This is a genomic window from Serratia sp. TSO36 (assembly GCF_057808395.1).
In genome coordinates, this window is the sequence record NZ_JBJZOU010000010.1 from 246,568 (window position 1) to 264,671 (window position 18,104).

An 18,104-nucleotide genomic window follows, 5' to 3' on the forward strand; every position below is an offset into this window, starting at 1 on the left:
AAAAGATGGATCAAGGCTACTTTACCTGACCGACCTACGCAAGACGCGAACCGCCTGAAGCACGCGCGCCGCCGCATTTTTCGGCGTTTTTGCCGCACAAAAAAGCCCGGCGGAGCCGGGCTGGGTCATTTCAGCGCGCCATTCAGAACGAGGTGCGCTTGTAGCTGCGGTACTGCGGCCGCCAGAAGTTGTGTTCGATGGCTTTCGACAGCGCGTCTTCGGAGGTGACGATCGCCACGCCCTGCAGCTGCGCGGCTTTACCCACTTCCATGGCGATGCACTTCGACACGCCCTGAATATCGTCGATATTCGGCAGCAGCGCGCCGTGGCCGTCGGTGGCCAGCGGCGAGCAGTCCGCCAGCGCGCGGCTGGCGGCCATCAGCATGGCGTCGGTGACGCGGGTGGCGCCGGAGGCCAGCACGCCGAGGCCGATCCCGGGGAAGATATAGGAGTTGTTGCACTGGGCGATCGGGTACAGCTGATCTTTATAGCTCACCGGCGCGAACGGGCTGCCGGTCGCCACCAGGGCGGCGCCGTCGGTCCAGTTGATGATGTCTTCCGGACGGGCTTCCACGCGCGAGGTCGGGTTGGACAGCGGCATCACGATAGGGCGTTCACAGTGCTTGTGCATCTCGCGGATCAGCTCTTCGGTAAACAGCCCCGGCTGGCCGGACACGCCGATCAGAATGGTCGGCTTGGCGTTGCGCACCACGTCCAGCAGCGAGATGGCGTCGCTGGCGGTTTCCCAGCCGGCCAGGTTGTCGCTCTTCTGCACCAGCTTGCTCTGGAAGTCGAGCAGGTTCGGCAGTTTGTCGGTCAGCAGGCCGAAGCGGTCGACCATGAACACGCGGGCGCGCGCTTCGTCTTCGCTCAACCCTTCGGACTTCATCTGCGCGATGATCTGCTCGGCGATGCCGCAGCCGGCGGAACCGGCGCCGAGGAAGGTGACGGTCTGATCGCGCAGCTGGCTGCCGGCGGCGCGGCTGGCGGCGATCAGGCTGCCGAGGGTCACCGCGGCGGTGCCCTGGATGTCATCGTTGAAGCAGCAGATCTCATCGCGGTAGCGATTCAACAGCGGGGTGGCGTTGTTCTGCGCGAAGTCTTCGAACTGCAGCAGCACGTTCGGCCAGCGGCGTTTGACCGCCTGAATAAACTCTTCGACGAAGGCGTGGTACTCCTCGCCGGAGATGCGCGGATGGCGCCAGCCCATGTACAGCGGATCGTTGAGGCGCTGCGGGTTGTTGGTGCCGACGTCCAACACTACCGGCAGGGTATAGGCCGGGCTGATGCCGCCGCAGGCGGTGTACAGCGACAGTTTGCCGATCGGAATGCCCATGCCGCCGATGCCCTGGTCGCCCAGGCCGAGAATGCGCTCGCCGTCGGTGACCACGATCACCTTGACGTTCTGCTTGGTGGCGTTTTGCAGCATGTCATCGATGCGATCGCGGTTCGGGTAGGAGATGAACAGCCCGCGCGCGCGGCGATAGATATCGGAGAAGTGCTCGCAGGCCTCGCCGACGGTCGGGGTGTAGATGATCGGCATCATCTCGCTCAGGTGCGAGTCCAGCAGGCGGTAGAACAGGGTTTCGTTGGTGTCCTGGATGTTGCGCAGGTAGATGTGCTTGTCGTTATCGTTTTTGAAATCCTGATACTGACGGTAGGCGCGTTCCACCTGTTCTTCGATGGTTTCCACCGCTTCCGGCAGCAGGCCGTGCAGGTTGAAGTGGCTACGTTCTTCCTCGGTGAAAGCGCTGCCTTTGTTCAGCAGCGGAAATTCCAGCAGAATCGGGCCGGCGTAAGGGATGTAGAGCGGGCGTTTGCTTTCGTATTCTAGTTCCATCAGTTTTACTCTTCACGTATCAGATAACTTTATTGCCGACGATCCTAAAAGATAAAGAGCAGATGTACAGCATTTGTTGCCCGATGATGAACCAGGTTGGCGTAATTATCGACAATCAAATGATTTTTTAACTAAAGAAAGTGTCTCTGGCGGCGTCGGGGCATTGTATTTGGTGGGCGGGGCTGTTAGCGACGGAACCGGATGGCTCCGCCGTTGAGCGCTTAGAACGCGGCGCGGCTGACGTTTTGGCAGCCCAGCGCCGCCAGGGTGACGCGGGTGGCGTCCCACTGACTGATGATCGCCTCCTGCGGTTCGGCCAGCACGGCGCGGCGGATGTTCAGGCAGTCGCCGCCGGAGAGGTTCAGCAGGATCAGCGCGGCCTGCAGCGGCGGCAGGCTCGGGTTGAAGGCGGCGTTTTCCGCATAGCGGCCGGCGTAGATGGTGCCGTCCGCCGTTTCCAGCGCCACGCCGCTGTGGGCGTTGCTGTACGGCGCGTGGCTTCGGTTGGCTGCCGCCAGCGCCGCCTGTGCCAGCGCATCGTTCAGCGCCAGCTGATGGCCATGATCGACCTCGTCCATCAGCAGCGAGGCGACATCCAGATCTTTCGGGCCGAAGGCGTCCGGCAGATAGTCCGCCAGCGTGGCCGGCGCGCGGCCCGGCAGACGGATCTGCAGCTCGCCGCCGCTGTTCAGTTCATTCATAAACTGGCGGCAATGGCCGCACGGCGTGTAGTTGACGGTGACCGAGGCCAGCGCTTTTTCGCCGCGCAGCCAGGCGTGCGTTACCGCACTCTGTTCCGCATGCACGGATTGCTGCAGCGGCGCGCCGCTGAATTCCATATTGGCGCCGAAATAGAGGTTGCCGCTTTGCCCGCGCGCGATGGCGCCGACGTGGAAGTGCGATATCGGGGTTAACGAGCAGGCCGCCGCCAGCGGCAGCAGCGCGAATGCCAGCGCATCATCGTCCAGCCCGCAGCCTGTGCGGATCGCCGCCGCTTGCTCGGCCGTGAACATCGCTGGAAAGTCAGGCGCGTCCAGATAGGGCTGCAGGGCGGATTGCAGTGTCGCGGGCAGGGCGCTGAACGCGGTGTGAAAACGCGGGTGCATAGAAAGTCTCTCTACAGGTTAACGGGATAACATTCTAGGCAGGCCAGAGACATTAAAGTGTGATTAATGTCTCTTAATTGATGAAATTAGTGCAATGAGATACATAAATGCGAGATGTATCGCAAGTTTTACCCTGTTCAACTGAACAGGTGCAGCAGCACCGGGAACAGGAACGGTGCCAGCAGCGAGGTGATGATGCCGCAGATCACCAGCGCCAGCGAGCCGAAAGCGCCTTCCTGGTAGTCCATCTCCGCGCAGCGTGCGGTGCCCAGCGCGTGGGACGCGGTGCCCATCGCCAGGCCGCGCGCCGAGTGGGGGGTGATTTTCAACAGGTTGAACAGCGTATGGCCGAACACGGCGCCGAGGATACCGACGAAAATGACGCAGACCGCGCTGATCGCCGGAATGCCGCCGAGCGAGTCCGCGACGGCCATGGCGATCGGCGTAGTGACCGATTTCGGCAGGATAGAGGCGGCGATTTCCGGCGTGGCGCCCAGCCACAGGGCGATGGCGCCGCCGCTGATCATGGCGGTCAGGCTGCCGATGAAGCACACCGCGATAATCGATTTCCAGCGCGCGCGGATCTGGTGCAACTGCTCATACAGCGGGAAGGCCAGCGCGACGACCGCCGGCTGCAGCAGATCGTTGAGGATTTTGCTGCCCAGGAAGTAACGCTCATAGGGGATGCCGGTGAGCAGCAGCAGCGGGATGATCACCGCCATGGAAACCAGCAGCGGGTTGAGCAGCGGCATATTCAGCTTGCGCGCCAGCCAGCGCGCGGCGAAATAGACCGCCAGCGTCAGCGGCAGCGACCACCAGATTTCATGGATCATGAGTTACCCTCCGTGTCGTCGGGTTTGCCGGCGATGCGGCGCTCGCGATGAAAATAATGTGAGGTATAGCCGACCACCACCAGCACCATCAGCGTACTGATCAGGCAAGAGATAACCAGCGGGCCCAGATGCGCGACGATCTGGTCGTAGTATTTCATCACCCCGACGCCGATCGGCACGAACAGCAGCACCATGTAGCGGATCAGCAGATGGCAGCCGGGTTTAACCCATTTGGCCGGCATAATCTGGGTAGAGAGCAGGGCGAACAGCAGCAGCATGCCGAGAATGCTGCCGGGAATGGCGAACGGCAGCAGCGCCGCCAGCGCGTTGCCAACGAACAGACAAAGGTAGATGAGGAGCAGAGCCCTCAGGTATTTCCAGCATAGTGTGAGCACGTTGGCCATTGTCTTTTCCCGTTTAACCGATGCATTCATCATACAATTAAACTGTGAGCCATGCCACAGATCGCGCCATGAATTCTCGCTATGGGCGCCATGCCCGATCGGCGGGTTGACAGCCCGGAATGGCCGCTACGCGCGGATTCAGCGCGCGTCTTCGGCGGTTGCCGCAGCCTGTTCTGCCAGCCGATGGCCAAGGAAGAAAAACAGCAGGCTAAGCAGCGCGCAAACGATCAACATCACGAACATCAACGGCGGCGCGGCATAGCTGAGCAGCATACCGCTCAGAACCGGGTTGATGGCGCCGCCCAGCGCGCTGAGGTTTTGCACGCCATAGTAGCTGCCTTTCAGATGCGGCGGCGCGATAAAGTCGATGAACATGTATTCCACCGGAATGACGATGATTTCGCCGAGGGTAAACACCGCCATCGCCACCATCCACAGCCAGACCGCCTGGCCGGCCATCATGAAACCGAGCAGCCCGACGATGAAAAACAGCGTGCCCAGCACCAGCCAGCGCAGCATGTTTTCCTGGCGCATGCCGCGGCTGAGCAAGTATTGCAGGGCGATAACGATGCCGGCGTTGACGATCATTACCAGCCCGATGATCTTGTAGGCGAACTCGGCGCTGGAGACGGTGATCAGGTACTGCGACAGATAGCCGGTGAACTGACCGAACACCACGGCGCCCAGGGTGCTGCCGAGAGTGAAGTAGATAAGCCGCCGATCGCTGCGCAGGATAGTCACCGTCTGGCGGAAGTTGGGGAGCGCCGCCGGTGCGGCGGCGGTTGGCGCCGGGCGCTGTTCCCGGCCGCGCAAGCGCAGGCTCAGCGCCGCCACCGTCGCCAGCGCCAACCCGCCCGACAGATAAAACGGCAGCAGCGGGCTAAGCCCGGCCACCAGCACGCCGAGCGCAGAGCCGATCGCCCAGCCGACGTTGACTAACGTGTAGTTGATAGAGAAAGCCTTGATGCGCTGCTCGACCGGCAGCCAGTCGGCGAAGCAGGCCTTGATGGTGATACTCAGCACCGAATAGCAGGTATGCAGGATCGCCAGCACCACGATGACGCCGCCGGGGCGCGGGATCCAGGGAATGGCGAAGAAGCTCAGCGCAAACAAGACAATCGACAGCAGGATCAGGCGGTTTTTGCTGAATTTGTCCACCAGATAGCCGCCGTACAGGCTGGCAAGGATGCCGAGGGTCAGGCTGACGCCCAGGATCACGCCCACGCTCTTCGGCAGCAGATGGAAATGCTCGGTGAGGTAGATGGTGATGAACGGCAGCGTCACGCCGCGGCCGATGGTCAACACCAGCGAACTGGCCAGCAGTACGTTGATCAGCGAGGGGAATCCCTTCATTCGAAGCCTGTTTATGCATACAGTTATGGGCGATGCAGATAACATAGCGTATTTTGGCGAGGACGGAAGGGGAAAGCCGATAATTAGGTTAAAAACAGAGGCTGCGTCGCCAGCCTCGTCAAAAACAGCACTATTTACCGTGTTCGGCCTGCAGCGTGGCGAACCACGGCTGGACGAAATCGCTGCTGCTGCCCCAGCCGGGGATGATCTTCGCCAGCCCGGCGACGTTGACCGGCCCCGGCTGCGCCAGCAGCAGCGCTTGCGGAATGACCGTCGCTTTGAACTGATAGCTGTCCGGCGTGCTTTCCCCGGCGATCTTGTTGGCCACCAGGCGCAGGTTGACTGCGCCGATAAGCTTTGGATCCACCGCCACGCTGACCTGCCACGGGCTGCCGGCTTCGCGCATCAGCTGCAAGTCCTGGTTGGAGATATCGATGCTGTACAGCTTGATTTCGGTGCGGCCGTTCTCTTTCAGCGCCTTGTAAGCGCCCTGGGTGAAGGCATCCCAGGTGCCCCAGATGGCGTCAATCTTGCCTTTCGGGTATTTCGCCAGCACCGCGCCTACCTTGTTGGCGGTATCGCCCTGCACGTCGGAGGAGACCGCGCCGATCGATTCCAGCTCGTGAATGCCCGGATGCTGTTTCAGCAGCTGCTGATAGGCGGCCTGGCGGCGTTCCATCGGCGGGAAGCCGGCCACCCAGAGTTTGATGATGTTGGCCTGGCCGTTGAAATCCTTCACCAGCTGGCCGAAGGAGGCGTTGGCTAGCGAAGCGTCGTCCTGCTGCGAGACGGTGACGCCGGGAACGCTGCCGCTGACGTCGGTATCGAAAGCCGCGACGGCGATGCCGGCCGCCGCGATGCGTTTGACCAGCTCGGTGGAATAGGGGGCTCGCCCCTGCGAGAGAATGATGCCGTCATATTTCTGGCTGATAGCCTGGTTGACGAAGTCCTGGAAGCGCGCGTCGTCGCCATTGCTGAGGAAAGTGTCCACCTTGAAGCCAAGCTTGCGCCCTTCCTGAATGGCGCCCGCCAAGAATTGCGTGGTGTTGTCGTCGGAGCCGAGGTTGCGGATCACCGCGATGCGCACCGGCCCCTGATGCTGAGCGATGGCGGCAGGCACGGCGGCGGTTTCCGCCGCCTGCAGCGGCAGGGCGGCCAGCAGACTGAGGGCGAGCAGTGAAGTCTTGAGGTTTTTCATTATTATAGGCTCCAAAAAAGCGGGTAAAGGGTCCCGGTGAAAGTCTGTTATAGCAGTCTTTCTGTCTGGACGTCCATTTGTTGTTGCTGAGCATCATAGCGGGATACGACGGGCGAGGGAATCAGAGCGGTTATGACGTTTTCTTACTGTTTATAACCTTGGGTTTGAGGCATTAAAAAGGGCCGAGCAAGCTCGACCCTTGATGTAACGCGCTGGTGCGGTTACTTGACCTGCATGCCTGGCTGCGCGCCGCTGTCCGGGCTCAGCAGGAAGATCTCTTTCCCGCCGGGGCCTGCCGCCATCACCATGCCTTCCGAAACGCCGAAACGCATTTTGCGCGGCGCCAGGTTGGCGACCATGATGGTCAGGCGGCCTTCCAGCGCTTTAGGATCCGGGTAAGCGGAGCGAATGCCGGAGAAGATCTGGCGCGATTCGCCGCCCAGATCCAGCTGCAGTTTCAGCAGTTTGTCGGAGCCTTCGACAAAGTCGGCGCTCTTGATCAGGGCGATGCGCATGTCCACCTTGGCGAAGTCGTCGAAGGTGATGGTTTCCTGAATAGGATCATCGGCCAATGGGCCGGTCACCGGCTTGGCGGCGGCCATGTCTTCCTTCGAGGCGTTGACCATCTCGCTGACCTTGTCCAGATCGATGCGGTTGAACAGCGCTTTGAAGGCGTTCACCTGATGGCCCAGCAGCGGCTGCGGGATTGCGTCCCAGCTGAGCTCGGCGTTGAGGAACGCTTCGGCGCGCTCGGTCAGCGAAGGTAGCACCGGCTTCAGGTAAGTCATCAGCACGCGGAACAGGTTGATGCCCATCGAGCAGATGGCCTGCAGATCGGCGTCGCGGCCTTCTTCCTTCGCCACCACCCAAGGTGCCTGCTCATCTACGTAACGGTTGGCCAGATCGGCCAGCGCCATGATTTCGCGGATCGCGCGGCTGAACTCGCGGCCGGCGTAAGCTTCGGCAATGCTCTGCGCCGCGTCAACGAAGGTCTGGTACAGCGCCGGATCGGCCAGGCTGTCGGCCAGCTTGCCGCCGAAGCGCTTGTTGATAAAGCCGGCGTTGCGCGACGCCAGGTTCACCACCTTGTTGACGATATCGGCGTTTACGCGCTGCACGAAGTCTTCCAGATTGAGATCGATGTCATCAATGCGCGAAGAGAGCTTGGCGGCGTAGTAATAGCGCAGGCAGTCGGCGTCCAGATGCTGCAGGTAGGTGCCGGCCTTGATGAAGGTGCCGCGCGACTTGGACATTTTGGCGCCGTTCACCGTCACGTAGCCGTGCACGAACAGGTTGGTCGGTTTGCGGAAGTTGCTGCCTTCCAGCATTGCCGGCCAGAACAGGCTGTGGAAGTAGACGATGTCCTTGCCGATAAAGTGATACAGCTCGGTGGTGGAGTCTTTGCGCCAGAACTCGTCGAAGTCCAGATCGCCGCGCTTGTCGCACAGGTTCTTGAAGGAGCCCATGTAGCCGATCGGCGCGTCCAGCCAGACGTAGAAGTATTTGCCCGGCGCATCCGGGATCTCGAAGCCGAAGTAAGGCGCATCGCGGGAGATGTCCCACTGCTGCAGGCCGGATTCGAACCACTCCTGCATTTTGTTCGCCACCTGCTCTTGCAGCGCGCCGGAGCGCGTCCACGCCTGCAGCATTTCGCTGAAGGCCGGCAGGTCGAAGAAGAAGTGCTCGGAGTCGCGCATCACCGGCGTCGCGCCGGAAACCACGGACTTCGGATCGATCAGCTCCGTCGGGCTGTAGGTGGCGCCGCACACTTCACAGTTGTCGCCGTACTGATCCGGCGATTTGCATTTCGGGCAGGTGCCTTTCACGAAACGGTCCGGCAGGAACATGCCTTTCTCCGGATCGTACAGCTGAGAAATGGTGCGGTTCTTGATAAAACCGTTTTCTTTCAGGCGGCTGTAAATCAGGGTGGACAGCTCGCGGTTTTCATCGCTATGGGTCGAATGGTAGTTGTCATAGCTGATGCCAAAGCCGGCGAAATCCTGTTGGTGCTCCTGGCTCATCTCCGCGATCATTTCTTCCGGTTTCACGCCCAGCTGCTGCGCTTTCAGCATGATCGGCGTGCCGTGCGCGTCGTCCGCGCAGATGAAATGCACTTCGTGGCCGCGCATTCGTTGGTAACGCACCCAGATATCCGCCTGGATGTGCTCGAGCATGTGGCCGAGATGGATGGAACCATTTGCGTACGGTAGCGCGCACGTCACCAATAATTTTTTCGCGACTTGAGCCATAGTGAGAACTTGCTTTCTGTAATGAATAAAAGGGCCTTCGATGTTAACCGATCGCGCCCTTCGCTGCTAGGGCGGTTTCTTGCAGGTTATATGCGTCAGCGGCAGCGCAGTTCTGATATGCTTAGCCGGAAGCTACCCATTCAAAATCAAGGAGCCGGGATGAACGCAAAATCCCCTGAGCAGACCAACCCCGAAGTTCTGCGCGCCCTGGTGACCGGTGTACTGGCCGCCTTTGAACACCCGACGTTGAAAAACAACCTGACCGCATTGAAGGCCATTCATCACTGCGCGTTGCTGGACGATGTGCTGCATATCGAACTGACGATGCCGTTTGCCTGGCAGAGCGGTTTTGAGGCGCTGCAGGCGAGCGTCGGCCCCGAATTGCTGCGCGTGACCGGCGCTTCCGCCATCGACTGGAAGCTGAAACACGACATCACGACGCTGAAACGCGCCAACGGCCAGGCCGGCATCAAAGGCGTGCGCAACATCGTCGCCGTCAGTTCCGGCAAAGGCGGGGTGGGTAAATCCAGCACCGCCGTCAACCTGGCGCTGGCGCTGGCCGCCGAGGGTGCCAAGGTCGGCATTCTGGACGCCGACATTTACGGCCCGTCGATCCCCAACATGCTGGGCACCGAACATGAGCGGCCGACTTCGCCGGACGGTCAGCACATGGCGCCAATCATGGCGCACGGCCTGGCGACCAACTCCATCGGCTATCTGGTGACCGACGACAACGCCATGGTGTGGCGCGGCCCGATGGCCAGCAAGGCGCTGATGCAGCTGCTGCAGGATACGCTGTGGCCGGATCTGGATTATCTGGTGCTGGATATGCCGCCGGGCACCGGCGACATCCAGCTGACGCTGTCGCAGAACATTCCGGTAACCGGCGCGCTGGTGGTCACTACGCCGCAGGATATCGCCTTGCTGGATGCCGCCAAGGGCATCGTGATGTTCGAGAAAGTGCATGTGCCGGTGCTGGGCATCGTGGAGAACATGAGCGTGCATATCTGCAGCAACTGCGGCCACCATGAGCCGATCTTCGGCACCGGCGGCGCCGAGAAGCTGGTGCAGAAATACCACAGCCGCCTGCTGGGGCAGATGCCGCTGCATATTTCGCTGCGCGAAGACCTGGATCGCGGTACGCCGACGGTGATCAGCCGCCCGGACAGCGAATTCGCCGAGATGTATCGTCAACTGGCCGGCCGCGTGGCCGCGCAGATGTATTGGCAGGGCGAGGCGATCCCGACGGAGATCGCGTTCCGCGCGCTGTAATCTGCCTATCGCAATGCAAGAACCCGGCTCAAGCGCCGGGTTTTTTTATGGGATGCGGGTGGGGTTGTGCAAATCTGCCCGGGTATAAGGGCGTTCGATCTGCGCCAGCGTTTTGGCGATATGCTCCAGCAATCCCTGGGTGGGGGCCGGCTGCCGCTGCCCCATCAGCGCCAAGGGCAAGGCCAGCGCGATGGCGAAGTGCGGCCAGGAGAGATGCGGGCGCGCTTTGTTCCGCTGCAACCGCAGGAACAGTGCGCTGGCCAGGTAGCCTAAAATCAGCCCGCTGATCACCTCTGATACCGAATGCACGCGAATTTCCAGCCGCGACACGCCGATGGCGAAAGGCAATATCCATCCGGTCAGCAAAGCGATGCTGCGTATCGGGTGGGAAAAGCGGCCGGTCAACGTCCAGAGCAGTGGCGGCCAGATGCTGGCCGCGAGAGCTGAATGGCCGCTGAATCCGGTGAAATCATAGCGCTCGCTGCCGATGCCCCAGCCCATAAAGGCCAGTTTGGACAGGCAGACCACCCCGCCGGTGAATCCGAAGATCAGCGCCCACTGCCAACCCGCCGCGCGGGTGGCGGGAGACATGAGCAGCAATAAAAACAGAATCAGCGCGCAGGGCAGCAACAACATGCTGTCGCCGAAAAAAGTCAGAAAATACCAATCCAGCACATCAATCTCCGATGAAAGGGGGCGGGGAGCAAAAGTCAGCGCCGGGGAGTGTAACCCGTTACGGCGCGTTGCCCTAGCCGCGAGATTCTTAAAATGCCGCGTGCCCGTGGCGTGGCAGCCCGAATTCGCTCGCCGCCGCGCAATATACAGTGGCGCAATCCCCGGCGACTCCCTATAATTGTCGCGTTTTAGTTCCCCCCCTTCACAATACGAAATCAGGTCTTTAATTTTATGACTGACAATCCGCATCAGTGCGTCATTATTGGTATAGCTGGCGCATCTGCCTCCGGAAAAAGCCTTATCGCCAGCACGTTGTACCGCGAACTCCGCGAGCAGGTCGGCGATGAGCACATCGGCGTTATTCCAGAAGACAGTTACTATAAAGACCAGACTCACCTGACCATGGAAGAACGGGTCAAAACCAACTATGACCACCCGAGCGCCATGGATCACAATCTGCTGTTCCAGCATCTGCAGATGCTGAAGGCCGGCAAGGCGATCGAACTGCCGCTGTACAGCTACACCGAACACACGCGCAAGAAAGAAACCGTCCATCTCGAACCTAAAAAAGTGATTATTCTGGAAGGGATCTTGCTGCTGACGGATATCCGCCTGCGCCAGGAGATGAACTTCTCGATCTTCGTCGACACGCCGCTGGATATCTGCCTGATGCGCCGCATGAAGCGCGACGTCAACGAGCGCGGCCGCTCGATGGATTCGGTGATGGCGCAATACCAGAAAACCGTGCGCCCGATGTTCCTGCAGTTTATCGAACCTTCCAAACAATACGCCGATATCATCGTCCCGCGCGGCGGCAAAAACCGCATCGCGATCGATATTCTGAAAGCCAAAATCAGCCAATTCTTTGAATAATGCCGCTTACATGGCCGGAAATGCGCATTTCCGGCCGGCGGCCAACTATTTGCACCCCGGCGTAGACCTTTCGCCCGTTGTGTGGCAATTTTTGTTTAGTTACGCGTTTTGATGGAGAAGAAAGACATGAGACTGTGCGACCGCGATATAGAAGCCTGGCTGGATAGCGAGAAACTGGTGATTTCCCCGCGCCCGCCGCTCGAACGCATCAACGGGGCCACAGTAGATGTCCGTTTGGGCAATCAGTTCCGCGTGTTCCGCGGCCATACCGCGCCTTTTATCGATCTTAGCGGGCCGAAAGATGAAGTCAGCGCCGCGCTGGATCGCGTGATGAGCGACGAGATTGTCCTGCCGGAAGGCGAGGCGTTCTTCCTTCATCCCGGTGAACTGGCCCTGGCGGTGACCTTCGAATCCGTGACGCTGCCGAACGATCTCGTGGGCTGGCTCGACGGCCGCTCTTCTCTGGCGCGTCTGGGGCTGATGGTGCACGTGACCGCGCACCGTATCGATCCGGGCTGGCACGGGCGCATCGTGCTGGAGTTTTACAACTCCGGCAAGCTGCCGCTGGCGCTGCGGCCGGGGATGCTGATTGGTGCCTTGAGCTTTGAGCCGTTGTCCGGCCCGGCGGCCCGGCCATACAACAGCCGGCAGGACGCAAAATATCGCGATCAGCAGGGCGCAGTAGCCAGTCGAATCGACAAGGACTAACGGCGCGGGATGCACCGTCGGTGTGGCGCTGACAAGAGGGTGGCATGAGAAGATTACTGACGACATTGGCGATTTTACTGGTGGTCGTGGTGGCGGGGATGTCCGCGCTGGTACTGCTGGTCAATCCGAATGATTTTCGCGGTTACATGGTCAAAAAGGTCGAGCAGAAGAGCGGCTACCAGCTGACGCTCGAAGGCGACCTGCGTTGGCATATCTGGCCGCAGCTCAGCATTTTGGCCGGGCGCATGACGCTGACCGCGCCGGGCGCCAAGGCGCCGGTGGTGAGCGCGGAAAACATGCGCCTTGACGTCAAACTGTTGCCGCTGCTGTCGCATCAGCTGTTTGTGAAACAGGTGATGTTGAAAAACGCCGTCATTCGCCTCACCCCCGACAGTGAAGAGCAGTCGCAAGTGGACGCCCCGATTGCGCCGGCCGGCAGTGGCGCTGATGCGGCAGACGCGGCCTGGAAATTCGATATCGATAACCTGCGCGTCGTGGACAGCCTGTTGATTTGGCAGCGTGCCGACAACGAGCAAATCAATGTCCGGGACATCAATCTTACCCTGCAGCAAACGGAGAAACGGCAGGCGCGGTTGGACATCTCCAGTCGGGTCAACCGCGATCAGCGCGACCTGGCCTTCAGCATGGCGGCCGATATCGATCTGCAGCAGTTCCCGCACCAGATCGGCGCCAAGGTGACCCAGTTCAATTACCAATTGGCGGGGGCGGATATTCCGAACGGCGGTATTCAAGGCGAGGGCAATGCTCAGGTGGTCTATCAGCAGACGCCGGCGCAAATTGCCGTCAGCCAGCTGAACGTCAGTGCCAATAACAGCCAGTTGACCGGCGATATCAGCGCTAGCCTGGGGGCGGTGCCCGGCTATGTGGTGAACCTGAATTCGGCTAATCTCGATCTTGACGCGCTTTCCGGTTGGCAATCCAGCACCAATACCGCCGAGCAGCCCGCCGTGACCGCTGCGCCGGTGATCGCCAGCCAGGTTGACGATCGGCAGCAGAACCTGGAAGCGCTGCGCGATTTCAATGCGCAGCTGAATCTGCAGGCGGCGCAGTTGACTTACCGCGGTATGAACGTTACCCAGTTAGCCGTCGCGGCGGATAATCAACGCGGCCTGCTGACGCTGCATAAACTTGCCGGGCAATTGGCCGGCGGCGATTTTTCCTTGCCGGGAACGCTCGACGCTCGCGGCAATAAACCGGTGATAAACGTGCAGCCGACCCTGAACCAGGTTGAGCTCGGCACGGTGCTCAAAGCCTTCGACATGCCGCAGATGCTGACCGGCAAATTCAGCATGAAAGGGGATTTGACCGGCGATCGCCTTTCTTCACAGTCATTTGAGCACCGTTGGCGCGGTACGGCGCAGTTGGCAATGCAGGATGCGCAGTTGCACGGCCTGAACATTCAGCAATTGATCCAACAGGCGGTGGCGCGCAACGATAACAGCGTGCGCGGGCAAGACAGCTATCAGCGCTATACCGAAGTCAAAAGCGTCTCGGCGCGGGCCAGCCTGAGCCAGGGCACTGTCAAGCTCAGCAGCCTGACGGCGGATTCGCCTTTGCTGGCGCTGACCGGCGCCGGCAGTATCGATATGCCGGGAAAACAGTGCGATATGGCGCTTAACGTGCGCGTTACAGGCGGCTGGCAAGGGCGCGGCGAACTGATCGAGCAACTGCAAAAAACGCCGATCCCGCTGCGGGTTTACGGGCCGTGGCAACGGCTGAATTACCAACTGCAGGTCGATCAGGTGCTGCGCAAAACGCTGCAGGATCGGGCTAAAGATGCGCTGAATAAATGGGCTGAAAAGAACAAGGATTCGCGTGAAGGCCAGGATCTGAAGAAGCTGCTCGACAAGCTGTAATCCCTCCTGACGCGGGCCGTTTTACGGCTCGCGTCAATATCGGCGTTTCCCGCGATAATTTCCCTCCGTTACCTTGATGAAGGTCATGAAGACTCACGCTCGATTTGTGCAGAGTAAGAGCATATTTTGCTATGACTAGGCGCCTGAGCGCGAAAACATAACGAGTTGAGGAAACATGATAGAGCTTCTTATTGGCGCGGCGGTGGCGGCGGGCGTGGGCCGTTACATCATCAAAGGATATTCCGCCACCGGCGTCTTGATGGTGGGAGGGTTGCTGCTGCTTGGCATCAGCGCCCTGATGGGGAAAACGCTGTTGCCGTCCGGCGCCGCGTCTACCGGCTGGCGCGCGACCGATATTATCGAATACGTCAAGATCTTGCTGATGAGCCGCGGCGGCGATCTGGGCATGATGATCATGATGCTGTGCGGTTTCGCCGCCTACATGACGCATATCGGCGCCAACGACGTGGTCGTCAAGCTGGCCTCGCGCCCGTTGCAGATGATCAACTCGCCTTATCTGCTGATGGTGGCGGCCTATTTTGTCGCTTGCCTGATGTCATTGGCGGTCTCTTCCGCTACTGGTCTCGGCGTATTGCTGATGGCGACGCTGTTCCCATTGATGGTGAACGTTGGCATCAGCCGCGGGGCGGCGGCGGCCATTTGCGCTTCGCCGGCGGCGATTATCCTGGCGCCGACCTCCGGCGACGTGGTGCTGGCAGCCAAGGCTGCGGAGATGCCGCTGGTGGACTTCGCGTTCAAAACCACGCTGCCTATCTCGATTGCCGCCATCGTCTGCATGGCCGTGGCGCACTTTTTCTGGCAGCGTTATCTCGACAGGAAGAGTGATGAACAGCATCACATCGTGGACGTCAGCGAAATCAAAACGCATGCGCCGGGGTTCTACGCGATACTGCCGTTTACGCCGATCCTCGGCGTGCTGATCTTCGACGGCAAATGGGGGCCGGAGCTGCACATCATCACCGTGCTGGTAGGGTGCATACTGTTGGCGGCCGCGATCGAGTTCGTGCGCAGCTTCAGTGCCAAACAGGTATTCAGCGGCCTGGAGGTGGCGTATCGCGGCATGGCGGACGCATTCGCCAGCGTAGTGATGCTGCTGGTGGCCGCGGGCGTCTTCGCGCAGGGGTTGAGCACCGTCGGCTTTATCAGCGGATTGATCGGGCTGGCGCAGTCGTTCGGCACCGGCGGTTTGATCATGATGCTGGTGTTGGTGGTGATCACCATGCTGGCGGCCATGACCACCGGCTCCGGCAATGCGCCGTTCTATGCGTTTGTCGAACTGATCCCGAAACTGGCGGCGCAGATGGGCGTGAATCCGGCCTACCTGGTGATCCCGATGCTGCAGGCGTCTAATCTCGGCCGTACGCTGTCGCCGGTCTCCGGTGTGGTGGTGGCGGTCTCCGGCATGGCGAAAATCTCGCCGTTCGACGTGGTGAAGCGCACTTCAGTGCCGGTGATTGTCGGGCTGGTGGTGGTGATTGTGGCGACGGAGTTGCTGGTTCCCCAGTAACACAAAGGCCGGGCATTGCCCGGCCTCAATGTTAAACCTCGTAGTCCTCCGCTGGGGGAGGCGGGGTGATCTTCACTTTCAGAATGCGGTGGCTGTTGACCTCCAACGGCTCGAATAGGTAGTCACCGATCCTGATTTGTTCGCCTTCTTGCGGCACGCGCTGGCTGTGTTCCATCAATAGCCCCGCCAGCGTGTGGTATTCGCGCTTTTCTTCCAGCGGCATCGGCAGGTACAACACCAGATCTTCCAGTGGCATATAGCCGTTGGCGATCCAGCTGCCGTCCTCGTTTTGCTGAATGTCGTGGCGTGCGTCCACCTCTTCGCCGGCCTCCGGCAGGTTGCCGGCGATGGTTTCCATCACGTCCGTCAGGGTGACGACGCCTTCGACGGAGCCGAACTCATCGACCACAAAGGCAAAGTGCGTCTGCGCCTGGCGGAATTGTTCCAGGGCGCTTAACAGCGTGAGCTGTTCCGGGAAGATCAACGGTTGGCGTATCAGCGCACGCAGATCCAGCGGCGCCTGCGCCAGCTGCTGTTTGAGGACGTCGATGGTGTGGATCACGCCCAACGGCTCATCGCTGGCGCTGCTTTCCACCACCACGATGCGCGTGTGCTGATTACGCTCCAGCAACTGCGTCAGCTTTTCCTGCGGATCGTTCAGCTCGAGGTATTCGACGTCGTGACGCGAGGTCATGATGCTGCTGACGGTGCGCTGCGCCATGCCCAGCACGCGTTCGATCATGCGCCGCTCTTGCTGGTTGAAGATCTCGCCGTTTTCGCTGTCGCTGTCCGCCAGCAGGTTGGCGGAATGGCTGTCGACCTCCGCTTCTTCATGTTTGCCGCTCAGCATACGCAGCACAGCCTCGGCGGTGCGCTCGCGCAGTGGCCGCACCTTTGACAGGAAACGACGGCGGTTGAACTGCGCCAGTTGGTTCAATGCCTCGATCATTACCGAGAAACCGATCGCCGCGTAGAGATAGCCTTTCGGAATGTGGTAGCCGAAGCCCTCCGCCACCAGGCTGAAACCGATCATCAGCAGGAAGCTCAGGCATAGAATAACGATAGTCGGGTGAGCGTTGACGAAACGCGTCAGCGGTTTGCTTGCCAGCAGCATCAGGCCGATGGCGATACAGACCGCGATCATCATCACCGCCAGGTGATCGACCATCCCAACGGCGGTGATCACCGAGTCGAGCGAGAAAACGGCGTCCAGCACCACGATCTGCGCCACCACGGGCCAGAAACGCGCGCCTTTGCGTGCGCCGTGCTGCTCTTCATCCTTGCCTTCCAGCCGCTCGTTCAGCTCCATGGTGGCCTTGAACAGCAGGAATATCCCGCCGACCAGCATGATCAGATCGCGACCGCTGAAGGGGTGCTCCGCAACGATGAACATCGGTTTGGTCAGCGTCGCCAGCCACGAGATGGAGGCGAGCAGCGCCAGACGCATGACCAGCGCCAGCAACAGACCGACGACACGGGCCTTATCTCTTTGTTGTTTTGGTAGTTTGTCCGCCAGAATGGCGATGAAGACAAGGTTGTCTATACCCAGCACGATTTCCAGCACGACCAACGTGGCCAGGCCGGCCCAAATTGTTGGATCAGCGATCCATTCCATACGCCCAATTTCACCTGTAAGTTCTACGGCTTATGCCGCTCGGGAATGATGGGCGTTGAGGCGGCAAAATTCAACTTTAATCGGGAGGACGTGGATCAGAATAGGAGGATTGCCGCAAACATCGATCGGCGCCGAGTGGCCAACGGAGCCAGGGGCCGGAGGGCGCAAATATCTACCGGGATGTATGCGCTCAGAAAAGAAACGCCTTATTAAATTTATTTAAATCAAAACATTAAAACAATTTTCCTTGACTATGATTCTTATCGGTATCAGGCATGAGTAGTCTTATTCTGAAAACGGCTGGCTGGGGGGATCTAAGGCTTGTATCACTTAGACATTAGTATAAGAATCTTAGTCATATAACGGCAGTAACTAGCATTGTTTGGTTATAAAGGCACCGGTTTTTTTACTTTTTTGTGAACGGCATGGCAGTTCAAACGAAGAATGAGAGCCGTTTTGCATAAAAATTGTTTGGCTCATGCAATGACGTGGTGGATACGTCATAACAGTACTTTGGTAGCTGCAAGCCAAGGGCGGTAGCGTGCCCGATTGAATCCCTTTGTTCACGCTGCG

14 protein-coding genes are annotated in these 18,104 nt (G+C 59.9%); 5 read left to right on the forward strand and 9 right to left on the reverse strand.

The window, feature by feature from the left end:
* Positions 1 to 142: 142 nt before the first annotated feature.
* The 7 genes from ACK3CV_RS08250 to metG form a co-directional block, all read right to left on the reverse strand.
* On the reverse strand, positions 143 to 1,840 hold the full coding sequence (locus ACK3CV_RS08250; RefSeq protein ID WP_033637726.1) for an NAD-dependent malic enzyme: 1,698 nt from the start codon (positions 1,838 to 1,840) through the stop codon (positions 143 to 145).
* A gap of 221 nt (positions 1,841 to 2,061) precedes the next feature.
* Positions 2,062 to 2,946 (reverse strand): cytidine deaminase, encoded by an 885-nt coding sequence (gene cdd / locus ACK3CV_RS08255; RefSeq protein WP_041034193.1) that lies wholly within the window; start codon positions 2,944 to 2,946, stop codon positions 2,062 to 2,064.
* Positions 2,947 to 3,083: 137 nt separating this feature from the next.
* Positions 3,084 to 3,779 (reverse strand): CidB/LrgB family autolysis modulator, encoded by a 696-nt coding sequence (locus ACK3CV_RS08260; protein WP_033637728.1) that lies wholly within the window; start codon positions 3,777 to 3,779, stop codon positions 3,084 to 3,086.
* Positions 3,776 to 4,183, reverse strand: coding sequence for a CidA/LrgA family protein (locus ACK3CV_RS08265; RefSeq protein WP_033654965.1), 408 nt, complete (start codon positions 4,181 to 4,183; stop codon positions 3,776 to 3,778). The genes ACK3CV_RS08260 and ACK3CV_RS08265 overlap by 4 nt, the downstream gene beginning before the upstream one ends.
* A gap of 138 nt (positions 4,184 to 4,321) precedes the next feature.
* On the reverse strand, positions 4,322 to 5,536 hold the full coding sequence (locus tag ACK3CV_RS08270; protein ID WP_033646776.1) for an MFS transporter: 1,215 nt from the start codon (positions 5,534 to 5,536) through the stop codon (positions 4,322 to 4,324).
* A 130-nt stretch (positions 5,537 to 5,666) separates the two neighbouring features.
* Entirely contained in the window at positions 5,667 to 6,734 is a 1,068-nt protein-coding gene (locus ACK3CV_RS08275) for a sugar ABC transporter substrate-binding protein (RefSeq protein ID WP_033637731.1), read from the reverse strand.
* 221 nt (positions 6,735 to 6,955) lie between these two features.
* Positions 6,956 to 8,983 (reverse strand): methionine--tRNA ligase, encoded by a 2,028-nt coding sequence (metG, locus tag ACK3CV_RS08280; RefSeq protein WP_033637732.1) that lies wholly within the window; start codon positions 8,981 to 8,983, stop codon positions 6,956 to 6,958.
* Positions 8,984 to 9,142: 159 nt separating this feature from the next.
* Here metG and apbC point away from each other — a divergent pair, with 159 nt between their 5' ends.
* The gene (gene apbC, locus ACK3CV_RS08285; RefSeq protein ID WP_033646773.1) at positions 9,143 to 10,255 is read left to right on the forward strand and encodes an iron-sulfur cluster carrier protein ApbC; all 1,113 of its coding nucleotides are present in this window, start codon (positions 9,143 to 9,145) and stop codon (positions 10,253 to 10,255) included.
* Positions 10,256 to 10,300: 45 nt separating this feature from the next.
* Here the strand turns inward: apbC and ACK3CV_RS08290 are convergent, their stop codons facing one another.
* Positions 10,301 to 10,930: a phosphatase PAP2 family protein gene (locus ACK3CV_RS08290; protein WP_041034197.1), complete on the reverse strand. Its 630-nt coding sequence runs from the start codon at positions 10,928 to 10,930 to the stop codon at positions 10,301 to 10,303.
* A 231-nt stretch (positions 10,931 to 11,161) separates the two neighbouring features.
* On the opposite strand from ACK3CV_RS08290, the gene udk reads away from it, so the two are divergent.
* The 4 genes from udk (at position 11,162) to dcuC (ending at position 15,916) form a co-directional block, all read left to right on the forward strand.
* Positions 11,162 to 11,803 (forward strand): uridine kinase, encoded by a 642-nt coding sequence (gene udk / locus ACK3CV_RS08295; protein WP_004938922.1) that lies wholly within the window; start codon positions 11,162 to 11,164, stop codon positions 11,801 to 11,803.
* 126 nt (positions 11,804 to 11,929) lie between these two features.
* Positions 11,930 to 12,511, forward strand: coding sequence for a dCTP deaminase (dcd, locus tag ACK3CV_RS08300; protein ID WP_004938917.1), 582 nt, complete (start codon positions 11,930 to 11,932; stop codon positions 12,509 to 12,511).
* A gap of 44 nt (positions 12,512 to 12,555) precedes the next feature.
* On the forward strand, positions 12,556 to 14,388 hold the full coding sequence (gene asmA / locus ACK3CV_RS08305) for an outer membrane assembly protein AsmA (protein ID WP_164140730.1): 1,833 nt from the start codon (positions 12,556 to 12,558) through the stop codon (positions 14,386 to 14,388).
* A gap of 175 nt (positions 14,389 to 14,563) precedes the next feature.
* Positions 14,564 to 15,916 carry an anaerobic C4-dicarboxylate transporter DcuC gene (dcuC, locus tag ACK3CV_RS08310; protein WP_033637736.1) on the forward strand — a complete coding sequence of 451 codons (1,353 nt, stop codon included), beginning with the start codon at positions 14,564 to 14,566 and terminating at the stop codon, positions 15,914 to 15,916.
* 31 nt (positions 15,917 to 15,947) lie between these two features.
* Here the strand turns inward: dcuC and ACK3CV_RS08315 are convergent, their stop codons facing one another.
* Positions 15,948 to 17,531: a TerC family protein gene (locus tag ACK3CV_RS08315; protein ID WP_164140731.1), complete on the reverse strand. Its 1,584-nt coding sequence runs from the start codon at positions 17,529 to 17,531 to the stop codon at positions 15,948 to 15,950.
* Positions 17,532 to 18,104: the final 573 nt, after the last annotated feature.